The sequence below is a fragment of the Candidatus Eisenbacteria bacterium genome, assembly GCA_013140805.1.
Taxonomy (GTDB): Bacteria; Eisenbacteria; RBG-16-71-46; order RBG-16-71-46; family RBG-16-71-46; genus JABFRW01.
On sequence record JABFRW010000019.1, the window covers coordinates 1 to 21,916 of the forward strand.

General features: G+C 66.4%; 18 protein-coding genes. 8 read left to right on the forward strand and 10 right to left on the reverse strand.

What is annotated here, in order from left to right:
- Nucleotides 1-321: 321 nt before the first annotated feature.
- Both HOP12_01555 and HOP12_01560 read left to right on the forward strand, forming a co-directional pair.
- Nucleotides 322-1,449: a hypothetical protein gene (locus HOP12_01555; protein ID NOT32834.1), complete on the forward strand. Its 1,128-nt coding sequence runs from the start codon at nucleotides 322-324 to the stop codon at nucleotides 1,447-1,449.
- 189 nt (nucleotides 1,450-1,638) lie between these two features.
- Nucleotides 1,639-2,271 (forward strand): hypothetical protein, encoded by a 633-nt coding sequence (locus HOP12_01560; protein ID NOT32835.1) that lies wholly within the window; start codon nucleotides 1,639-1,641, stop codon nucleotides 2,269-2,271.
- Between the two features lie 18 nt (nucleotides 2,272-2,289).
- Here HOP12_01560 and HOP12_01565 read toward each other — a convergent pair whose 3' ends face one another.
- Together HOP12_01565 and HOP12_01570 are read right to left on the reverse strand one after the other, a co-directional pair.
- Entirely contained in the window at nucleotides 2,290-3,729 is a 1,440-nt protein-coding gene (locus HOP12_01565; GenBank protein ID NOT32836.1) for an MATE family efflux transporter, read from the reverse strand.
- Nucleotides 3,730-3,832: 103 nt separating this feature from the next.
- The gene (locus HOP12_01570; GenBank protein NOT32837.1) at nucleotides 3,833-4,381 is read right to left on the reverse strand and encodes an SRPBCC family protein; all 549 of its coding nucleotides are present in this window, start codon (nucleotides 4,379-4,381) and stop codon (nucleotides 3,833-3,835) included.
- A gap of 23 nt (nucleotides 4,382-4,404) precedes the next feature.
- Between HOP12_01570 and HOP12_01575 the strand changes: the two genes are divergently transcribed.
- Entirely contained in the window at nucleotides 4,405-4,662 is a 258-nt protein-coding gene (locus HOP12_01575; protein NOT32838.1) for a hypothetical protein, read from the forward strand.
- Between the two features lie 359 nt (nucleotides 4,663-5,021).
- Here the strand turns inward: HOP12_01575 and HOP12_01580 are convergent, their stop codons facing one another.
- The 3 genes from HOP12_01580 to HOP12_01590 form a co-directional block, all read right to left on the reverse strand.
- The gene (locus HOP12_01580) at nucleotides 5,022-5,978 is read right to left on the reverse strand and encodes a hypothetical protein (protein ID NOT32839.1); all 957 of its coding nucleotides are present in this window, start codon (nucleotides 5,976-5,978) and stop codon (nucleotides 5,022-5,024) included.
- 91 nt (nucleotides 5,979-6,069) lie between these two features.
- Nucleotides 6,070-7,593 (reverse strand): ankyrin repeat domain-containing protein, encoded by a 1,524-nt coding sequence (locus HOP12_01585; GenBank protein ID NOT32840.1) that lies wholly within the window; start codon nucleotides 7,591-7,593, stop codon nucleotides 6,070-6,072.
- Nucleotides 7,594-7,787: 194 nt separating this feature from the next.
- The gene (locus HOP12_01590) at nucleotides 7,788-8,228 is read right to left on the reverse strand and encodes a hypothetical protein (GenBank protein NOT32841.1); all 441 of its coding nucleotides are present in this window, start codon (nucleotides 8,226-8,228) and stop codon (nucleotides 7,788-7,790) included.
- Nucleotides 8,229-8,387: 159 nt separating this feature from the next.
- Here HOP12_01590 and HOP12_01595 point away from each other — a divergent pair, with 159 nt between their 5' ends.
- The 3 genes from HOP12_01595 to HOP12_01605 all read left to right on the forward strand — a co-directional run bounded on the left by HOP12_01595 (nucleotide 8,388) and on the right by HOP12_01605 (nucleotide 13,754).
- Nucleotides 8,388-8,912 carry a hypothetical protein gene (locus HOP12_01595; protein NOT32842.1) on the forward strand — a complete coding sequence of 175 codons (525 nt, stop codon included), beginning with the start codon at nucleotides 8,388-8,390 and terminating at the stop codon, nucleotides 8,910-8,912.
- 241 nt (nucleotides 8,913-9,153) lie between these two features.
- A complete protein-coding gene (locus tag HOP12_01600; GenBank protein NOT32843.1) occupies nucleotides 9,154-12,726 on the forward strand; it encodes a T9SS type A sorting domain-containing protein in 3,573 nt (1,190 codons plus the stop codon).
- Between the two features lie 92 nt (nucleotides 12,727-12,818).
- Complete coding sequence (locus tag HOP12_01605) at nucleotides 12,819-13,754, forward strand: cysteine synthase family protein (GenBank protein NOT32844.1); 936 nt, start codon at nucleotides 12,819-12,821, stop codon at nucleotides 13,752-13,754.
- A gap of 51 nt (nucleotides 13,755-13,805) precedes the next feature.
- Here the strand turns inward: HOP12_01605 and HOP12_01610 are convergent, their stop codons facing one another.
- The 3 genes from HOP12_01610 to HOP12_01620 form a co-directional block, all read right to left on the reverse strand.
- Nucleotides 13,806-15,329, reverse strand: coding sequence for a beta-lactamase family protein (locus HOP12_01610; GenBank protein ID NOT32845.1), 1,524 nt, complete (start codon nucleotides 15,327-15,329; stop codon nucleotides 13,806-13,808).
- Nucleotides 15,330-15,427: 98 nt separating this feature from the next.
- A complete protein-coding gene (locus tag HOP12_01615; protein NOT32846.1) occupies nucleotides 15,428-16,840 on the reverse strand; it encodes a HAMP domain-containing protein in 1,413 nt (470 codons plus the stop codon).
- Entirely contained in the window at nucleotides 16,833-17,528 is a 696-nt protein-coding gene (locus tag HOP12_01620) for a response regulator transcription factor (GenBank protein ID NOT32847.1), read from the reverse strand. Before HOP12_01620 ends, HOP12_01615 begins: the two co-directional genes overlap by 8 nt.
- Nucleotides 17,529-17,686: 158 nt before the next feature.
- On the opposite strand from HOP12_01620, the gene HOP12_01625 reads away from it, so the two are divergent.
- Together HOP12_01625 and HOP12_01630 are read left to right on the forward strand one after the other, a co-directional pair.
- Nucleotides 17,687-18,436, forward strand: coding sequence for a DUF480 domain-containing protein (locus HOP12_01625; GenBank protein NOT32848.1), 750 nt, complete (start codon nucleotides 17,687-17,689; stop codon nucleotides 18,434-18,436).
- 64 nt (nucleotides 18,437-18,500) lie between these two features.
- A complete protein-coding gene (locus tag HOP12_01630; GenBank protein NOT32849.1) occupies nucleotides 18,501-19,928 on the forward strand; it encodes an FAD-binding oxidoreductase in 1,428 nt (475 codons plus the stop codon).
- On the opposite strand, the gene HOP12_01635 is transcribed toward HOP12_01630, so the two are convergent.
- Nucleotides 19,819-21,252, reverse strand: a complete 1,434-nt coding sequence (locus HOP12_01635; protein NOT32850.1) for a hypothetical protein — start codon at nucleotides 21,250-21,252, stop codon at nucleotides 19,819-19,821. The two genes, HOP12_01630 and HOP12_01635, sit on opposite strands and share 110 nt — an antisense overlap.
- Nucleotides 21,253-21,263: 11 nt before the next feature.
- A complete protein-coding gene (locus tag HOP12_01640; GenBank protein ID NOT32851.1) occupies nucleotides 21,264-21,881 on the reverse strand; it encodes an alpha/beta hydrolase in 618 nt (205 codons plus the stop codon).
- Between the last annotated feature and the right edge of the window lie 35 nt (nucleotides 21,882-21,916).

The following is a 21,916-nucleotide window of genomic DNA, read 5'->3' on the forward strand; positions in this document are numbered from 1 at the left end:
ATCGCCGCCGCTGCGCCTTCGCCACCACCTCGGTCTGCGCCGCCATCCGCGGGGCCGCCAGGCTCGTCGACATCTCTGTTTCCCGACTCGCCCTCTACACTAATCTTCCAGGGGTTCGGTGTCTCATCCACGTTGGCAGAGAGGGCCAAGCGCGAAGGGCTCGGTGATCATCAAGGCGGAGGCACAGAAGAAGCGCGCGCTCCGCGCGAGCAAGGCAGCGCGACCGGCCTCTGTAGGTCGGACGGCGAAGGCCCGTCGCTGACTCGCTGGGGCAGTGCCGCTGCCGGCCGCCGCCCTCATGGCTGCGCGCCTGGAGGCAGTGTGTCGCGAATCTCTGTGTTCCTTGTGATGGCCGGCGTCGCCTTCGGCGGGTCGCTCGTGGTGCCGGCGCTCGCCGCGTCCATCTTCCCGACCGAATCGATCGTCGCACCCGTGCTCGGCTTCGACCCCTCGACGCGGTCGATCGGTATGGGCGGCGCGTCCACTGCCGTCTTCTGGGCAAGTCCCAATTCATGGGCGAACCCCGCGCTGATCGCCACGACGCGGGGCGTCCGCTTCGAGCACGACGATGCCGACTTCGACCTCGCGCATCTCCACGCGAGCCGCTTTGTGCTCGGCGGCGGGGGCCTCGGCTTCGCCACCAGCGGACGGCCGCTCCGCGGTCTGGGACAGCTGAGCCTCGACGGACCGAGCCTCGATTTGGGCGGTGGCGAATCGATCTCCCTTTCCGAGGGCGTTCGGTCGTGGAGCCTCGCCGGGAGCCTCGCCGGGCTGTGGTCGGCATGGTCGCGTCGCGGCGGCCACGAAAGCCCGCGCCTCACGCGCGTCCTGGACGTCGCCGCGGGATACAGCGAGAACGCCGTGGAGGAGAGATTGTCGGACGACCTGATGGGCAGTGGGGTCGTGCACGACTGGGGAGTGCTGGGGCGCGCCGGCGGCACGGTGTGGAATGGCGGTGAGGCCCGGCTCCACCTCAAGGTCGCGACCGCCTACGCCGTGCGCAATGCCGGTCGTGATGCCATCGATGAGTTCGGTTCTCCCACTTCAACACCCCGTCAGGAGCGCGTCGGTTTGGCCGCGCGCGCCACGCTCGATCGGCCGTGGGACTCGCGACTGCCCGCGTGGCTCTCGGAAGGCTGGCATCCCATCGTGTCGCTCGGCGTCGTGTACGATCCGGTACGCGCATCCTCACCCTCGAGCCGTTTCGATGCGTGGGGCGCCGAGCTCGCGCTGGCAGGGCTGATGGTTGGCCGCCTCGGACACAGCGGGTCGGGAGACGTCGTGAAGCACTCGTGGGGACTCGGCGTGGCGCTACCGCTTGGCCACTTCGGTGGCGCCTCGTACGACTATGCGCGCACGGAGCAGACCGATGGTCTGATCGACCACGTCACGCGCAGCAGCTTCGGCGTGTGGCTCGATCCGCTCGCGATCTGGCGCGCGCGGCGCTGACCGTCGCTGGCCTCGCCTCCACCTCACTCGCCACGGTGCCTGCTGCGTCCTCCCGCGGCCTCCACAACGCCGAGGACTTCGAATCTCAAGTCCACCGTCCCGGGGTCCGATAACGCCCCAGCCGTGACGCCAGGGATCGGCGCGTGCTTTCCACGGACGGATTCGCGGCGCGAGGACGAGAGGAGCCCCATGGACTACGAGACCCAAGTCGTATTCATCATGACCGCGATGGGAGTCGCGTTCGTCGTGGGGATCGCGGTGATGCTCGTCATTCGCATCCCGGAGATACTCGAGGACAAGAGTCGGCTCAACGTGACGGACGATTGGACGCCCGGCCCCGAACACCAGCAGAAGACGCCCACCATGACGTGCCTGACGCCCTACGACCTTCGAATCATCACGTCGCACCTCGAAGCGGGTGAAACGATCGAGGGCTTCGGGCGGGCATTCTTCCTTCCGCATCGCGCGAAGGATTGGAGATTCGGTACCGCGCTCGAGAAGGTGCCCCTGATGGTCGCCGCCACCTCGCGACGGATTCTGCTGTTCGAAGTCACGCTCCTGACCGTGCACCGGTACCGCTTCATCCCCTATGACGAAGTCGAGTATCTGCAGCCGCCGAAGCCGGCCTTCATCGGAATGTCGGGCCGAATGAGGTTCGGCCTCAGGTCCGGGCGCGAGTATCAGTTCGGCTTTTACGGGCCCCTCTTCAATGACGAAGGCATGCGGCAGGAACAGAGCATGGCGGCGCACTTTCGCCGAATCGCACCGCAATTCGCGTCGTCGCCGGTACCCCGCACCTCCGCACCGCGGGCCGCGGCGTAAAGGACTTCGGCGGCGACCTCACACCTGCGCACTCTTCCACTTCCCACGCGTGAACAGCCAGAGCGTGAAGAGTCCGACCGATGTCTCGGAGACGAACACGCCCCAGAACACGCCCGAGTGGCCCCAGCCGAGCTTCAGCGCGAGCAGCCATGACAGCGGAAGCTGGATCAGCCAGAAGAACACGACATTGATCCAGGTCGGCGTGGTCGTGTCACCCGCTCCGTTGAACGCCTGAACCGACACCATCCACCAGCCGTAGACGAACAGCGAGTACGACAGGATCCTGAGCCACTCGGCGCCGATGGCGATCACCGCGGGATCGGTGGCGAAGATGCCCATCAGCTCGCACGGCCAGGTGAAGAACACAACCGCAACCGCGAGCAGGTACACCATGTTGTACGCGCCGATGCGCCACACCGAGGCCGCGGCGCGATCGGGCTGCCGGGCACCGAGGTTCTGGCCCACCAGCGTCGCCGCCGCGTTCGACATGCCCCATGCCGGCATCATCGTGAACATCATGACGCGGATCGCGATCGTGGCGCCGGCCACGGCCTCGCTGCCGATGCCTGCGAGGATCCGCATCAGCAGGATCCACGACGTCATCGCGACGATCATCTGGCCGATGCCTCCGAACGACGTTCGCACGATGTTCCAGAGGATCGCCCCGTGCCACACGATCTGCGATCGGAGCACGCGCAGATGCTGTCCGCCGCGGAACAGGATCCACAGCTGCAGCAGCACGCCGGCGCCTCGGCCGACCGTCGTCGCGATCGCGGCGCCCACGACTCCGAACGCGGGGATCGGACCGAATCCGAAGATCAGGATCGGATCGAGCACGATGTTGAGCGCGTTCGCGAACCACAGCACACGCATGGCCGAGGCCGCATCGCCGGCGCCGCGGAAGACCGCGTTGATCGTGAACAACAGCAGGATCACCGCGTTGCCGCCGAGCGCCACCTGCATGTAAGGGTAGCCGTGCTCGAGCGTCCAGGCGTCGGCCCCCATCAGCTGCAACAGGTCCCGAGCGAACACGATGCCGACGATGGCGAAAGGTATCGACACGAGCAGGGCGATCCAGATCACCTGGACCGCCGTGACCGCCGCCACCTCGCGCTTGCCTTCGCCGATGCGGCGCGCCACCACCGCCGTCACCGCCATCGCCAGGCCCATGCCGATCGAGTAGAGCAGAAACAGCATCGTCTCGGTCAGGCCGACCGTCGCGATGGCGGACGAGCCGAGCTTGGCGACGAAGAAGATGTCGACGACCGCGAAGGTCGACTCGAGCACGAGCTCAAGCACCATCGGCACCGCGAGCAGGAACACCGCCCGAGGAAGCGGGATTTTCGTGTAGTCGGCGCTGCTGCCGCGGATCGCCTCGCGCAGCTCCGCCCAGACGGAACGCCGGACGTCGCCGCTGGATTGGGGCACGCGTGAGGAGGGCGCGTCAGTCTGGTTCATCGGGGTCGCGTCCGAGACGAGGCACCGGTGGTGGATCGCATCGCGGCCGATCATGCCTCACCGCGGAAGGAGTTCCCAAGCAGGCCCCGAGGATCCCCTGCCCCTACGACTTGCCCTCGGCGACGGTTTTCAGCTGGGCGAGCCCCTTCTCGATGTCGGAGCCGAGCATCTTGTCCATGTCCATGAACATGCCGATGGCTTTGCCCAGAAAATTGTGGTTCCCATCCATCGACCACGTCACGAACGAACCGGTCGGCGTACTCGCGAGGGTGAGCGTACAGTTTGCCGTGGACTTCATTGGCTCCACAAACTCGAGCTTCATGCCCACCTTCTGGCCTGGGACGCTCTCTTCGATCGTCAGCTTTCCCTTGCCGACTTCCTTGTTGCCGCTCCACGCAAACGACTGACCGACGCCCGCCGCAGGACCTTCGAAGGTCTTCTGCAGGTTGGGATCGCTCTTCTCCAACGGCGACCCGAACAGGACCAGGGCACCCGCAAACTGATGGAGGTCGTTGAGAACACCGAACGCGACATGGGGTGGAGCAGCGACCTCGAGCTTGCGCTCGACGTGATAGACCGACGGCCGGGTGGCCACCACCACGAAGAAGAGGACCAGGACACCCGCAACTCCGATGAGAATTTTCACGAGCATTGAAGCCCTCCTCAATTGGCTCAGTGAGTGAGGCAGACGGGACGCAGCCAACCTACCACCGAGTTCCAACTCGCGACGCACGGTCCGTCACCGGCGGGACGCAGACCGGAGCGAACCAGATCGCGGCGACTGTTCCGATCGACGACGGGCTCTTCAACGCACTCGTCGACACGTGCGACGAGTTCGGCGCTCAGGCATTCAACGGCGAGGCGCGCTGGCTGCAGATCGAGGTGTGTACGGACGGTACGTGTGCCTCGACGACGGTGCTCGTGCTGCGGTAGGCGGCTGCCCCGGAACTGTCGTCGTCTTGCGTCGAGGCCCGATCGCTCTCGTCGCCGTACACACCAGGTTGGTCCCGAGTTTCGCGAGGAACATGTCGGTGGAGCCGAACGCGGCTTCCAGCGGGCCGCCGCCAAAGTCCGCCGTGCCTTTGAACTCTCCCGCGACCAGGACGTCACCCACCGCGTCCACAGCGACCGCGTGGCCGACATCGAAGCTCCCGCGCCCGAAGCGCCGACTCCACTCGTGCACGCCGCCCGCGGTGTACTTCGCGACGAAGATGCCCGTGTCGCCCGCGCCCGTGAGTGCCCCACCGCCGAGGTTCGTGGAGTCGATGAAGGACCCCGTCAGACCGATGCGCTCACCGCGTCACCGCAAGGCGGCGCACGATGTGCCGGCCCTCGGCCTCGAGCCGCGCGAAATAGACACCGGCCTTCACGGGCCGCCCCGCGTCGTTGCTCAGATCCCACCGCGCCTGGTGCTCCCCCGGTGGGCGCAAGGCGGACTCCAGCGTCCGAACTCGACGGCCCGCGACATCGAAGATCGTCAACTCGAGCCACGCCTCTCGCTGCAGCGCGAACCGAAGCAGGACCTCCGCGGACGCCGGATTCGGAGACGGACTCTCGAGGGCGATCGTCGTTCCGAAGGCGACGTCCTCAACGCCCACCTGAGCCTGGCAAGGACTCGCGGCGCCGTTGTGTTTGAAGTAGGTCCACTCGGTCGTGCTGGAGCCGGACGAACCCCCGTCGCCGAAATAGACATACGGGGTCGCGCCGAAGAGTGGATTCGAGATCGACGCACCGGTCAGAACGAGCTGCCCGTCCTGATACACCCGAATCGTTCCGAGCACCTCGACTTCGACTCGGTAGTCGTGCACCCGATCCGTGGTCGGGATCGCCACCAGGGGTCCTTCGACACCGAACCCGCCCCACAGCATGATCTGGCCCACTCCCAGCAGCAGCACATTGCCGACTCCCGCTGAGCGGGCAAAGCCGATCGTGGCACCCCAACGGGGCCCGGGATCGTGCGACTCGGCCACCACTCTCAAACCCGTTTCCATCACCCACAGGGCGGGCACACTCAGCAACGGCCCGCTCTGCTCGAAGTACAAGACCTCCGCCCGAATGTTCGTCGCCAGGGTCATCTTGCCGGCTGCGAGCACGGGATCACTGAGCGGAGCGGTGTCGAATCGCGTCCAACAGGCCGAGTCGGGCAGGGCTCCGAGCGCGGCGTCCCACACCGAGTTCGCGGCGGCTTCCGCGCTTGCAGCGACAAACACGGCGCTCAGGACCAGCGGGACGGCGATCTTGAACCGCATGGCCACCTCCAGACACGTGCTCGTGAGCGACGCCATCAGATCCGGCGAGGCGTGCCCCTCCCGTCACTGAGATCGTCGGAGGCTCATGGAATCACACGCGATCTCCGAATTCTCGACGACGCAACACCGAGAGCACCGCCTCGCTGGCCTCGAGCTTCGGTTCGAGCTTCGGCGCCCGAGCGCCCGCATCGAGCAGCAGCTCCAGCACGCCGGCGTAGTCGCCGCTCTGGGCGTGCCATCCGTGCAGCGAGCCGTAGATCGTCCAGCCCAGCGCGGTCATGCCGAAGTCCTTCTCCTTGGCCTCCAGTGCCGGGCGAAACTTCAGGATCTCGCGCGCCACTTCCGCGTTGCCGTGGAAGCCGGCCCAGTGAAGTGCCGTGGCTCCGTGTTGCGCGGTCGTATCCGGTGGCCAGCCCGCCGTCAGCATGCGCCGCACCGCTTGCACGTTGCCCTGCTGTGCCGCGATCGGCAGCATGCGCAACTCCTCCGCTCCGAGGGTCCGGGGCAGATCGGGCCGGGCTTCGAGCAGCGCCGCCAACGTCGCCTCGTCTCCGAGCTCGCATGCCACTGCAAGCTTCAGCGTGTCGGGAGTGTGTTGCATGAGCAGCTCGTAGACCGCGTCGTGACCGAACTCACGCGCGACGGCGTGTGCGGTCTTCGCCTGCCCGAGGGTCCAGATGTAAATGCACCCGCCGGAGTGCGGATTGCGCCTGGGGAAATATTGGTCGGACACGAGGGTCCGAATGGACGCCGGATCGGCTTCGAGAAAGCCGCGCACCCGCGCCAGATCGCCCAGCGCCGCCGACATCAGGATGTCGGTCTTCGCTCCGCGCGCGACCAGGAACTTCGCCACATCGGTGTGCGATCGCACCAGGTATTGAGCCGGCGTGGATTCGTGATCGACGTCGCGTGCGTCGATCTCGGCGCCGCGATCGAGCAGAAAGTCAGCCACCGCCACGGTCGGTGCCACGTGCAAGGGCGTCTGGCCGTCACCGCCTCTCTGGTGCACGGCCGAGGGATCGGCGGTCACGATCGTTCGCAGGTCCTCGAGTCGACCCAGTTGCGCCGCCGATTTGGCATCGAGTGTGGCCCCGCGCGCGATGAGGAAATCCGCCAGGCCGTGATCGTCTTCCAGCACGTGAAAGCCGCCCGCCCACCAGTGACTGCGTTGATTGATGTCGGCGCCGCCGGCGAGCAACAAATCCACCAGTTCGCGATCGGCGCGCTGAACGGCGGTGATCAGCGCCGTGGCACCGAACGAACCGCCCGCCATCGGCCCATCGAGGCGCGACTTGAGCGAGGGGAACCGCGCCAGTACCTCGCGGACGGCGGTGAGCTCACCGGACTTCATCGCGGCCGCCAGTGACTCGACCGGGTCGGTCGTCGCAAGTGATTCGACGTGCGCCTTCAGCTTGGGCCAACTCGCGAATCCGTACTCGCGCGCCAATGCGTGCTGGCAATCAGCGAGCTTCGGTGGGTCGGACGCGACCTCGGGTCCACCGGCACGCAGCCGATCGAGTGCGATGGCGTCGCCGGCCTTCGCGTCCCTCAGGAAGTCCTTCGCCTGCTTGGTGAGAAACTCGAGACTGGCCCGTTCGGGCAATGCGCTGGACATCATGCCTCCTTCGTGTCGCCCGCGATCCGCCGTCGATGGGCTGGAAGAGAGGTGATGTCGGCTGTGCTTCGGTGCTACCCAGGTGGGATCGTCCCTGCCCGCGGATCGGGTGCGCCCTGTCGCGCACGCGCGAACCGCAAGCAGCGCTCATCGTGCTGTCAATCGACGCGAGACGCGCACGCCAGTCGTCGACGTTAGCGGAGAACACCCCGCGCGGCCATGAACCCTGAGTACCAGCTGAAGAAAATCAGCAGCGCCGCAATGATGCCGCTCGTGATCGCCATCTGCGGACCCATGACGGCGCCGCCGTTCGTGAACACATAGGTGTAGAGGAGGCTCACGAGAAATGCCACCAGCGAGACAACAAAGGTGGGCATCGCCAGCTTTCTGCGCAGCAACAAGAGGATCGAAGCCAAGAACGCCCCAAAGACGCCGACCGCCCACACGACCGTCATCCAACTCGGCATCTCTTGATAGTGAGCGATCTGATCCGGCGTCATGCCTGCGCCCGCCATGTAGCTCGCGCCCTGCGCCATGCTCATCACGAAGTCGAATACGCCAATGGAGTTGAACAGAACGGCGACGACGCCGACCAGCCAAACATGCCAGGGTGTTTTCGTGAGCGCGTTGGTCATGGATCCTCCCGGAAAGCCCGAACTTCCCTGGGGCAAGCTATCGCATGACTCTGTGCTGCTGCAATGCTTATGGCTTTGTCCAGTGTCGCGCTGCAAGCTGCGGGTGAGGATCGAGCCACGACCCGCCGATGACTCGGGGCGTATGCGGAGCCGCACTTCATGAGTCGCGCGAAGCAGGTTGCCCTGGTGTTCGCGGGCTACCTGCTGGCGTTCGTCGCCAGCGGGCTCTCGGCTTTCTTCTACGACCGGAGCTTCTCCCCCGCCGACAGTCAGGCGATGAGCGGCATGATCGCCGGCGGCACCATGTTTCTCGCCGGCGGCGTGTTCTGTCTGATCTCGATCGTTCCGACCGGGCTGGCGCTGTGGTTCCTGCGCGAGAGCCGCAGGTTCTGGGCGGCGTTCTCGTTCGCCGGGCTCCTGTTCGCGATCGTCGGTCTGGCCCTGTCCATCGCGGCGGTGACGACGCGAGGAGGGATGTCCCGGGAGCCGCTGTTTGCGCTCGTCAGCTTCCTGGGCATCGTGCAGATGTTCGGTTCGCCACTCTGGATCGGGGGCTTCCTGCTGTTCGCGCTGCTCGCGCCCGCGCGCGACCTGCGCCGCCGCATGCTGGTCGCCGCGGCGATCGAGGTCGGCATCGCGGCCTGCGGACTGCTGCACTTCTTCGCCCCGGTCGCGCCGATCTGATCCGGTTCCTCACCGGATACTTCCCTGCGCTATTCCTCTTGTTCCGAGTGTGGGCCCTCGGCATAATCCCGCCCACTTCGTGAGGCCGTGCTTCACCCCCCTTGAGCCGGCTTCGTCTTCTGTACGCGTCTCGACCGCCTGGCCGCGGCGAGATCTGGCAGCCGATCCGATTCGGCTGCCGCATTCGATCCCAAGCCTTCGCGCGCCGACCGCCAGGGCCGTGCGAATGGGAGACGCTGCCATGCCGCGCTCACGACTGCTTCGCCTGTTTCTCATTTCGCTTTGTACGTTCGCGGTCGTCGCCACTCCGAAACGCGGCGCCGCCAACGATGTCGACGGCGCGGGCGACTGCGTGCGAAGTGGTCTCGATTTTGGAGACGCGCCCGAAGGCTTCGACGCCTACCCCGGTACGCTCGGTCGATTCCCGACCTGCCTGTCCTCGGTGATCACACCCGGCGGCCAGGAGCTGCTGGGTTGCGGCCCGTTCTCGACAGTGCCCGGCGCAAGCAGCGGCTACGTTCGCCACGCACTCAGCCCGTCCGGAATCTGGCTCGGGTGCACGTCTGGAATCGATCGCGGCATCGACATCGAGATCGACGCGAAGACGAGCCTCGGCTCTCCGAACTCGTTCTGCGCTCCGCTGTCCGTGGATTGCCAGCAGCTCGCGTTCGGCTCCGCTTTCGGCCAGGACGAGTGCTACGGCGACAACGACGCCGGACTCGTCGGACCGGTGAGCTTCGTGGCGTGCGGCACGTCGCAGGTCACCTACCGCCTCAACAATTGCGGCGGTCCTCGGCCAATGTTTCTGAACGTACTCATCGACTTCAATCACGACGGCGATTGGAACGACGCGGAACTCTGCCAGCCGAGCGGCACCTGCGCGCCCGAATGGGCCCTGAAGAACCGTCCATTCGTCGCAGGGCCCGGCTGCGCTCAGCGCGTCTCGCCGACGTTCATCGTCGGCACCTCAGTGGGTGCCGCGTGGATGCGGATCACGATCAGCGACCAGGCGGTCCCCGACGATTACCCGTGGGCGGGCACTGCCAACATGGCGGGCGGGGAACTCGCCGCGGGTGAGACCGAGGACTATCCGGTCCACATCGTGACGTCGAGCAACTGTCCGCCCTACATCGACTATGGCGATGCGCCCGAGGGCCAGCCCGCGTACTCAAATGGCATCGTCGGCCACTTCCCGACCTGTCTGTTCCCGACCGGAGCCGGAACCCTCGACGTCAGCGCCGGGTGCCCCGCCAACTCGACCGTTCCGGGTACAACCGGGTTCGTACGTCACGTGTCGACGGCGAACAACCCCGATCAGTTCTGGCTCGGATGCCCGGTTCCCGGTGGCAATCCGGCGGACGGCGTGGATGCCGAGAACAACGGCAAGGTGAACAATCTCGGCGGAGGAACTCCGAGCGACTGCGATCCGGCCGTAATCACCGACTGCACGGCGACCCTGCCAACGATCAACTTCGGACAGGACGAGTGTTACGGCGACGATGATGCGGGTGTCGCCCAGGCCTTCACGTTCGATGCGTGCCAGCTGGGTGCGGTCAACTTCGAGGCGTACAGCTGCGCACAGCACGACCAGATCGTTTACGTCAACGTGCTCGTGGATTGGAATCAGGACGGCGATTGGAACGACAACCTGCAATGCTCGACCGGACCGTGCGCCGCCGAGTGGGCGATCAAGAATGCCCAGCAGCTGCTCGCGCCCGGTTGCAATAACGTCGGGATGACGCCGATTCGAGTCGGACCGCTGGCTGGTGAAGGGTGGTTGCGCATCACGCTCACGCGTCAGCCGGTTCCCGACGACTTTCCGTGGAACGGCTCGGTGGGGGTTCCGGGACAAACGTTCGACGGCGGCGAGACCGAGGATTATCCGTTCGTCGTCGACACTCAGATCGGCGATCCAGGTCCCTACAACGATCGCGGGGACGCTCCGGAAGGCTTCCTGCGATATCCGACCGGGATCGGTTCGGAGGGGAACTATCCGACCTGCACGCTTGCCGCACCGCCCAGCACTCAGACCATGGCGGGCGGTTGCCTTCCATTGAGCACCCCGCCGGGTCCGGCGGGTTATGTGAATCACTTCCACCCGGGACCTCCCGCGATCGCGGCGTGGCTCGGATGTGGAAATCCCGGAGTCGACTCGGAACCCGACGGCAAGACGAATGTCTCGAGTCTGTCAGGACAAATCAGCTCCTGCGACCAGACGACTCTCGTCGACTGCATCGACAACACGATCCCCGTCGGCTACGGAGCGGACGAGTGTCCCGGCGACGGCGACGCGGGCATCTCGAGTCCGTTCACATTCCCGCGCTGCAAGCCGACCTCGTTCACGTATCAGGCCAGCAACGCTTCGGCCGGCGCCATCGAAATGTACCTGAACGTTCTCGTCGATTGGACCGACGACGGCGACTGGAATGATGTCGACAATTGCGCATATCAGGGCGGCTGCGCACCGGAGTGGGCGGTGAAGAACCACCCGATCACACTCGCTCCGGGCTGCAATACGCTGGCGACGCCGTCGTTCCGGGCCGGACGCGGACTTCCGACTCCCGGCAGTGGCGGGCGGCCGACTTGGATGCGAGTGACGATCACGTTCCAGCCCGTCACCGACGACTTCCCGTGGGCCGGCTCGGAGCTGCTCCCGGGCAATTCGTTCCAGGGCGGCGAGACGGAGGACTACGTCTTCTACCAGGATGCCGAGGAGACGCCGTGCCTCGACTACTACCAGGACTTTGGAGACGCGCCCGAGAACCTGACCGCGTATCCGAACGGCGTCATCGGGAAGTTCCCGACCTGCGACATCTCGGGACTTGCCTCCACGCAGACGTTCCCCGCCGGTTGCCCGCCCTCAAGCACTTCACCCTTCGCGTCCGGCTACGTGATTCACCTCAATCAACTCAGTTTCCCGCCGTTCTGGCTGGGTTGCTCGGCGCCGCCGGCGTTCGCCGTGGACACCGAGCTGCGTGCGAAGGTGAATCTCACCGGTGCTTCGCTTCCGAGCGCTTGTCCCTCCGCAACCGGTACGAGCACGGACTGCCAGGCTCTGCTTCCTCCGCTTACCTTCGGACAGGATGAGTGTTACGGCGACCTCGATGCCGGACTCTCGATCACTCATGTCTTCCCGGGTTGCGGCACGAGCACGTTCAATTACAAAGCGGAGCTGTGTGCGGATCAACAGTTCAACGCCTATCTCAACGTGCTGGTGGATTGGAACCACGACGGCGACTGGAACGACGTGGAACGCTGCAGCCCGAGCCAGCCCTGTGCGCCCGAGTGGGCCGTGAAGAATCACATCGTCGTGCTCTCGCCGGGTTGCGGGCTGTATACGACGCCATCGATTCAGTCGGGAGGTCCCGATGGCCCGGCGTGGATGCGCGTGACCCTGAGCCCCACACCGGCGAGCGACGACTTCCCGTGGGCAGGAACTCAGTTCTCGGCGCTGGGCTTCTTCGATGGCGGCGAGACCGAGGACTACCTCGTGACCACTCAGGGATCACCGGTGGACGTTCAGACCATCGCGATCCACGAGCTGCAATTCAGTCCGGCACTTCCCAACCCGGCCGCCGGACTCACCACGACTCGCTTCGCACTCCCACGGGCGGGCGCGGTCAGGCTCTCGGTGTTCGATGCGGCGGGACGTCTCGTACGCACGCTCGTGAACGAGACACGATCGGCCGGCGAGCATGTCGTGACGTGGGATTACCGCGACGGCGGTGGCGCCCGGCTGGCCGCCGGCGTTTATCTGATGCACCTGCAATTCGAAGGCAGCGTCATGACGCAACGCGTCGTTCACCTGCCCTGAGCGAATTCGAAGTGCGAGGGCCCCGGGAGAGTTTCCTCGGGGCCCCCCGCACGACTTCGCCGCAACCGTCCTCGATTCATGGAAGCAGGACGATGCCCAAGCCTCGTCGCATCCTGGATGGCATCGGCAACACCCCGATGGTCGAGCTTCGGCGCATCGTGACTCCCGGTTGTGCTCGGGTCGTGGCGAAGCTCGAGTCCACCAACCCGACCGGCAGCATGAAGGATCGGCTGGCGCGCGCGATCGTCGAGCGCGCGGCCGCGGACGGGCGCCTCGCGCCGGGCGGGACGGTCGTCGACTACACCGCGGGCACGACCGGGATCTCGATCTCCTTCGTCTGTTCGGCGCTCGGCTATCGATCACACTTCGTGTTCTCGGATGCCTTCAGCGACGAAAAGCGCCTCACCATGCGCGCCTACGGGGCCAGCATCACGGACGTCCCCAGTGACAACGGCAGGATCGACGGGCCCTTGATCAAGCGGATGATCGCAACGGCGGGCGAAATCAGTCAGCAACCGGGTCACTGGTGGTCGGATCAGCTCAACAATGGCGATGGCGAGTCGGGCTACCACGCGCTCGGCGACGAGATCTGGACGCAGACGGGCGGCCGCGTGGATGCCTTCGTGCAAGCCGTCAGCACATCCCATGCGATTCACGGTACGGCGCGATCGCTCCGCCGCCATCGCCCGGAAGTCCGCGTGGTCGCGGTCGAACCCTCCGAATCCGCCGTATTGTCCGGCCGACCCGCGGGCGCTCACAGGATCGAAGGCATCGGGATCGGGTTCGTTCCACCGCTCTGGAAGCCGGACGAAGTGGACGAGATCCTGACCGTCTCCACGGAAGAAGCTAAAGCAATGGCCCGGAGACTCGCGCACGACGAAGCGATCTTCGCGGGATCCTCGACCGGAGCCAATGTCGTCGCTGCGTTGCGCGTCGCAGCACGCCTCGGCCCCGAGGCGACGGTGGTCACCCTCATCGTCGACTCGGGGCTTCGGTACCTGAGCACGGACGTGTTCCGCGAGGGCTGAGCGGTGCCCTGAAGGCCGGCAAGCCGCGCCGTGAGCCCGCCCCCGATTCGACTAGCGCTTTGGCCCTCCGATGCGGCCCTGGCGTCTGCCGTCGGTGTCGTCGCGCGCGTCGCCGCGCACGGCACGCGCGATCATGTGCCCCACCGTTTCCGCGAATGCCTCGGCGACCGGCGGATCCTGATTGGCGAGAATCACGAGCGTGTACGGGCCTTTCAGCTCGAGCAACGCGTTCTTTCCGGGTGCGCCGCCCGCGACTCCGAGACCGATCCCGGGTCCCATCAGGTCGTCCGATGCTTCGCGTCCCAGCAGGGTGCCGGCGCGCAGCGCGCGCGCGTAGCGAATCAGATCACCGGCCGTCGAGTGGTTGCCACCGGCGGCGCTCGCGCGACCGAAGCCCTCGGTGATGAAGCGAGGCGTGTGATCGTCCCCGGCGCCCGCGCGCCCCGGACCGTGCGCTTCGGAGTCGCGGGTGTAGCCCAGCGCCACATCGGCAGGCAGCTGATCCGCGAGATGGCTGTCGGTGCGAGTCATTCCGGCCGGCGCATAGACGTGGCGACGGAGGTACGCGTAGTAGTCCTCGCCCGAAACGCGTTCGATCACCATGCCGAGCACGACAAAGCCGCCGTTCGAGTAGCGCTGGCGGGTTCCCGGCTTGAATCCGAGCGGCCGGTCACGCACCAAGGCGTACCAGTCTTCCGCGGTCCGCGCTCGTTCGGGGTGCTCCCAGAGCTCCTTCGAATCGAAGACATCGGGGACACCGGCCCGATGCTCGAGAAGCATCGCGATCGTGATGCTGTCGGCGTTCGCAACCCGATAGTCCTTCAGATGCCGGGTCACGGGATCGCTCAGCGACAGCTTTCCGGCGGCGGCGAGCTGACGAATTGCGACTGCGGTGAACTGTTTTCCGATCGATGCGATGTTGAAGCGCGTCTCCATCGTGATCGGGCGCTTCGCCTCGCGCGAGGCGAGTCCGTAGGCCTTCGCAAACAAGGTCTGCCCGTCCTTGTCGAGCATCGCGACGCCGGAGAAACGGTCGAGTCGAAACAACGAGTCGAGCGCCGAGGAGAGTCGGGCGACGATCGCGGCGTCGCTCGGTGGTGGCCCCGTATCGTCTGTCGGAGGCGTTCGTGATCTTCCTCCATCCTCCGTGGCCTCGATCTGCACCCCGACCAGCGTGTGAGGCGGAACGTCACGGCACTCGAAGATCATCAGGATCGTGCCCGACTTCTCGGACTCAACGTTCACGCTCAGACGCGTCGGCTCGGACGCCGACACCGACCGCGGCGTGAGCGCTCCGAATCGGTCACGCATTTCGCTCCAGCGTGCAAGCCGTGCCTCGATCGGCCGCTCGGCGAGATCCTCTTTCGAAACGTGAGCCGTGAAGAACGACCGCATCTCGGCCTCACCCGCGCCGAAGGAGTCGAAGTACGCGCGTGCCACCCGACCGGAAGGCGTGTCGGGGAACCCGGGTGGTTCTGCGGCGTCGGCGCCGCGCGTGAGCGACCCGAGCGCAATCAGCGCCACCAGCAGGTGTCTCGCAATCGAATGAAACCGGCGGTACAGCATCGAGTCCATGAGTGGATCCTCCGTGGCGGCCGGACCGTCCGTCCGCACACGCCAGGGAATCTGACGCACCGACATGAAGAACTGGTGAAGCTTGTGCAGGATCGCGATCAGGCCTGCGTACGCGGTGCAGCCGGCAGTTCGATCGTGAAGCGGGCCCCGCGTTGCGGTTCGCTGGCCACGCTCACGACGCCGCCCTGCGCCTCGATCAGATGCTTCACGATCGCGAGCCCAAGCCCGGTGCCACCGCTCGCCCTCGCCCTCGCCGAGTCGGTGCGATAGAAACGCTCGAATACGTGCGACACGTGTTCGGCTGAGATGCCATCGCCACTGTCGGCGACCTGAATCGCCACCCGATCGGCCTCCCGAAGCGCGGTCAGCCGGATCTGCCCTCCGGGCGGCGTATGCGCGAGTGCATTGGCGATCAGGTTGCGCAGGACCTGGCCGAGTCGAAGGGGATCCGCTCGAACGACACACTCGTCCGCCCCGTCTGCTTCCAATGTGACTCCGGCCGTCGCCGCCGCGGCCGCGAACGAGGCGGCGGCGGACTCGAGCGCTTCGCGTACCGGCACATCCGAAAGCTCGAGTCGCAGCGAGCCGTCCTCCGCGCCGGCCAGTCGATCGAGGTCTTCGATGAGTTGCGACATCCGCGCCACCTCCTCACGCAACGATCGCAGCGTCGCCGGGTTGGGCGGTAGCAATCCGTCCTCGACTGCTTCCAGTTGACCGCGCAGCGCGGTGAGAGGCGTGCGGAGTTCGTGCGCCACGTCTCGTGTCAGCCGGCGACGCGAGGCTTGCGCCGCCGCGAGCGCCTCGGCCATCGCGTTGAAGCTCGCAGCGAGCCCCGACACTTCGTCGCGACCCCGAGGCGTGACGCGCGGCGAGAGATCCCCCGCCGCCATGCGCCGCGCAGCCGCCGTGAGGGCCTCGATCGGTCCGAGCACCTGAGCTGACAATACCCAGACGAGCAGCACGCCCAGCGCGATGGCAACCAGCGCACCTGTCAGCAGCCCGCGCTCGACCACGCGGATCGAAGGGCGCGGGGGCTCGACCGAGGATTCCGGAGTGGGCAGCGCCAGCAGACGCGCGCCCGAATCCACACCCGCGAGCGCCAGTCGCGGCGGCGAGTGCAACTCGAGCATGAGCGCGGATCCGGCGCCCTCGAGGCTCCTTCCGTGTTCGACGCGATACACGTCTCCGGGCTCCTCCAGCACGCGGGCGCCGCGCAGCGGAGCAGCGGACGACGCGAGCACCGTGCCGTCAGGAGCCACCACGACCAGCGCGCGCCCGAGGCGTCGGCCGTGCCCGGCGAGCAACGACTCGACCGCGGCCCACTCGTCACCACTTGAGCGCATCGCGGATACCGCGCGCGCGACCGGCTCCAGCGGCACGGGTTCGGCGAGCCGCTCCAGACGTCGGAACTCGGTGTTGACCACCTGCCGTGTATGGAGCGCAACGACCGTCACCGCGACCACGGCAACCAGGATCGTGACGCCGATCAGGCGCGCGCGCAGGCTACTCATCGCGTGAGCTGAATCGGTAACCCACTCCAGGCACCGTCTCGATCAGCCTTGGAACGGCGGGATCGGGCTCGATCTTGCGACGCAGATTGCGCACGTGGACGTCGATGGTGCGATCGAGTCCTTCGAATTCGTCGCCGAGTGCTCGTTCGATCAGCTCGGCGCGTGTGAAGACGCGACCGGGCGTGCGCATCAGCGCGAGCAGCAGCGCGAACTCTCGAGGAGTGAGGGCGGTCACGTCGCCGCGCACGGTCGCTTCGTGTCGCAGGGGATCGAGACGCACCCCGGCGCGTTCGACCGCGGGTCCGGACGCCGGCGTTCGAGGCGCACGGCGCAGGATGGCGCGTACGCGCGCCACCAGCTCGCGCGGGCTGAAGGGCTTGATCAGATAGTCGTCGGCGCCGCCGTCGAGCCCCGCGAGCCGGTCCTCCTCGGCGCCGCGAGCGGTCACCAGGAGGACCGGAACGTCGGAGGTCGCGCGAAGCCTCCGGCACACCTCGAAACCGTCGACGCGCGGCAACATGAGGTCCAGAACCACCAGCTGAAACACCGGCTCCCGGGTGAGCCGCTCGAGCGCCGTCTGCCCATCCCGCACCTCCTCGACCGAATAGCCGGAGCTTTCCAGATAGAGGCGGATCACCTCGGAGATCTTCGCGTCATCCTCGACGACCAGGATCCGAGTCGTTGCCATAACGTTCTCCGGGCCGGGAGGTTCGGTCAGCGGCAGGCGAGCATGGTGCCACGCGATGAAGAAGCGATGAAGGAGGCGCAGCGGCCAGCGAATGTGATAGTAACGGCCTGACGAGTCCTCTCGGAGCCCCCGAATCGAACTCGCCGCCCGGAGAGCCCATGACCTCGCCACCTCCCAATGCTCCGCGCCCGCTTCCCGCATGGAAGCCGCTCGATGCACCGCAACGCCGAGTGCTCGGGGTGCTGATCGAGAAGGCCAAGACCACGCCGGCCGGCTACCCGATGACCCTCAATGCGATCGTGACGGGCTGCAATCAGAAGAACAATCGGGACCCCATCACGGCGTACGACGACATCGATGTCGGGAATACGCTGGGCGAACTGGCCACGCTCGGAGTCGTGAGCGAGATCGACTGGCTGGGCCGCACCGCCAAGTACAAGCACAACAGTTACGAGTGGCTGGGCGTGAGCAAGCCCGAACTGGCGGTGCTGACCGAGTTGCTGCTCCGCGGCGCACAGGCCATCGGCGACCTGCGGGTTCGGGCCGCACGGATGGAGCCGATCGCCGATCTCGCTGCGCTCAAGCCGATCGTCGATGGGCTGATCGCACGCCGTCTCATGATCGAGCTCAGTCCGGCAGGGCGTGGCCAGATCGTGAGCCACAATCTGTACACCGCGCACGAACTGGCGGAGCTCAAGTCCCGCTTCGCTGGCCAGATTTCGCGCAGCGAGCCGGTCCAACTCCGTGAGACCGGCACGGCAGAGCGCCGCGAGGCCGCACCTGCGGGGCCCCGCGAGACCGAAGTCGCGGAGCCCTCCGCTCAGATCGCCGCGTTGCGAGCGGAAGTCGTTCGTCTTGCCGAACGCGTACGGATCCTCGAGGTCCGGATTCAAAACGTGCGGGAATGACTCCCTCGCGATATCGGGGAGCCCTCGCAGGATCGTGCGAGCGGCGCCCAAGGAGAGCCTGTCCATGTCGAACGCGACGAACACCGAGGTGAGAGGAATGGCCAGCTCGTTGACTCCGGATCTTTACGCCACGCTTCGTGCCGCGGTTCGTGGCGCGGTGTGCCTCCCCGGAGAGCCCGGCTACGACCAGGCGCGCACGATCTGGAACGCGATGATCGATCGACACCCCGCCGTCATCGTGCGGGCGAGCGGCGCCGCCGACGTCATCCAGGCGGTGAACTTCGCCCGCGAGCATTCGCTGCGACTCGCGGTCCGCGGCGGCGGACACAACATCGCCGGGAATGCGGTCTGCGAAGGTGGGCTGATGATCGACCTCACGCCGATGAAGTCGGTGCGCGTCGACCCGGTTGCGCGCACCGCACGCGTCGAGCCCGGCGTCACGCTCGGAGAATTCGATCGCGAAACGCAGGCGTTCGGACTCGCGACTCCGGTCGGCATCAACTCGACGACCGGCATCGCCGGACTCACTCTGGGCGGCGGCTTCGGGTGGCTGAGTCGCAAGTACGGTCTGACGATCGACAATCTGCTGTCGGTCGACCTCGTCACCGCCCGCGGCGAACTGGTGCATGCGAGCGAGAAGGACAACCCCGAGCTGTTCTGGGCGGTGCGCGGGGGCGGCGGCAACTTCGGCGTCGTCACGTCGTTCGAATTCAAGCTGCACCAGGTCGGGCCGCAGGTGCTGTCGGGCCTGATCGTGCACCCGTTCGCGAACGCCAAGGAGCTGCTGCAGGCGTATCGAAAAATCGTCGCGAGCGCGCCCGATGAACTCACCTGCTGGGCGGTCATGCGCAAGGCACCGCCGTTGCCGTTCCTGCCTGCCGAGGTTCACGGCACCGAGGTCCTGGTGTTCGCGCTGTGCTTCTGCGGAGACCCGGAGGCAGGTCGCAAGGCCATCGCGCCGCTGCAAGCACTTGGCAAGCCGATCGCCGACGTGGTGGGTCTCAATCCGCTCGCCGGCTGGCAGACCGCGTTCGACCCGCTGCTGACGCCTGGCGTGCGTAACTATTGGAAGTCCCACGACTTCCGGGAACTCTCGGATGCAGCGCTCGAAGTGGTGCTCGGCGCGATTCGCCGCCTGCCCTCACCCGACTGCGAGGTGTTCATCGGCCACCTGGACGGCGCGGTCAATCGCGTGCCGGTTACGGCAACCGCCTATCCGCACCGCGACGTGGCGTTCGTGCTCAACGTCCACACGCGCTGGAACGAACGCGCTCAGGACGACGCCTGCATCGCATGGGCCCGCGAGTTGTTCGATCAGATGACGCCGCACGCGACCGGCGGCGTGTACGTGAACTTCATGCCCGAAGACGAAGCCGCGCGGGTCAAGACCGGCGCGTACGGACCGAACTTCGAGAAGCTCGCTCGGGTGAAGGCGAAGTTCGACCCCTCCAACCTGTTTCGTGGGAATCAGAACATCGCGCCGGCCTCCTAGCGCGCGACCGCTGGCCTGAGAACATTCGCAGCTCCACCCGCGCACGCGAGGCGTCACATGCGCTTCGCGTGTGCGACGAGCAGCTCGAGCGCCGGCGCGCGAGCCGGTCCTCGGGCACGCTCAGGTGCTGGACGAACGAAGGCAGGGCCGCTTCGAACGGCCCCGCGAGATCAATACCTAGGTTAGTCCCGAGCCGAGCAACCGCTCGCCGCCGCCGTTTCGAAACGCCACCAGCGCTTCGTGCCGTCCGGCGATGGAAGCCGTCAGCAGATCGCGAAACACCCGCTCGTCCTGCAGCGGCGCGAATTGCGGACGGCTCGCGAGCGTCGGCGCGACGAAGTAGCCATTCGCGACCGCTTGCTGCAGCAGTTCGAGCCCGCGTGCATGTCCGCAGGCCGGCGTTCGAGCCACGCCAGCAGGAAGTCCGTCCAGTGCTGGAAGGCGGAGATGCGCGCACCTCGTTGCAGGTCGAGCAGTGCACGTCGCGACTCGTCCCGGCCGCCAGCAGCCGCTCCAGATCGCCCGTCATCAACAGCGTCTGCTCGAGGCTCGTGGGCACGTTCGGATCGAGACGCCGCGCCTCGTGATGCGCAGCGATCGACTGCTCGAAGAGTCCGCAGTATCGACACGCATGCACCAGGCCCGCGAACAGCTCGGCATCGTTGCCGTGGCGCTCGACCGCTCCGAGCAGACGCACCAGCGCGTTCGTCGCATGTCCGGTGTCGGCCTCGAGGTTCGCGAGGTACTTGTGCGCGATCGCAAGCCGTGGACTCAGCTCGAGCGCGCGACGAAACGCGTCCCGCGCGAAGTTCGGATCCAGATCGACGCAGCGCTGGTACAGCTCGCGCGCCTGCGGGAGCTGCTCGTACTCGCGCGCCAGTTCGTTGGCGCGCAGGTAGAGCCCGTAAGCCTGAGCGTTGTGGGGCGCATCGGGCGTGAGCGAGACGCCGCCGCCGGTCAGCATCAACGACAGGGCCTCGACCACACGCCGTGCGATGTCGCCCTGGAGACGAAACAGATCTCCCAGAGACGACAGCACGGTATGGGACGTGAGCAGCGTTCCGCCGGGCGCTTCGATGAGTTGCGCGATGGCCTGCAGCTGACCGCCGGAACTCATCAGCGTACCCATCACCACGCGATCGACGCCGGCTTCGACCGCGAGCGCTTTCAAGTCCGGCAGCTCGCCGCCGAAGCGCGCAGCGGTGGCGCTCGAACGCACCACCACCGAACCGAACCGCGACAAGGACGAAGCGATCGCGTCCGGCAGGCTGAATGCCAGGAAGTCGATCTCGGGATCGGCGCGCAGCACGCGAAACGGCAGCACCACGAGTCGCGTCAGCGCGTGCGCGAGCGCCGGGCGGAAACCTCGAACGGCACGATTCGGTCAGCATCTCCATGAGCGATCAGCGTCGGAATCTTGATCTTCTTCAGGTCGTCGCGGAAGTCCGTGGTGCCGAATGCCACGCTGCACCGCTGAGTGACGAGCGGCGATGCCCCCCAGGCAATCCACTTGCTGAACGCAATCAGGTCGGCGCCGACGTGTTTCGCTCCCGGCTCTGCGTTGTAGAAATTCGAAAAGAACTGATCGAGGAATCCGAGCCGGTCCTGCTTCACCGCCGCCAGCATGCCGTCGAACACGCTCGGGTCGACACCTTCGGGGTTGTCGGCGGTCTTGAGGAGGAACGGCGGCACCGCGCCGAGCAGCATCGCCTTCGAGACGCGGCTCGAGCCGTAGCGCCCCAGGTAGCTCGCCACCTCACCGCCGCCCATCGAGAATCCGGCCAGCACCGAATCGTGAAGGTCTAGCTGGGTCACGAGGTCGTTCAGGTCGGAGGCGAAAGTGTCGTAGTCGTAGCCGCCGGAGGGTCGTCCCGATTGCCCGAAGCCGCGCCGGTCGTAGGCGATGCAGCGATACCCCGACTCGGCAAGTGTATTGATCTGCGATTCCCACATGCGGTGACTGAGTGGCCAGCCATGGATCAGGACGA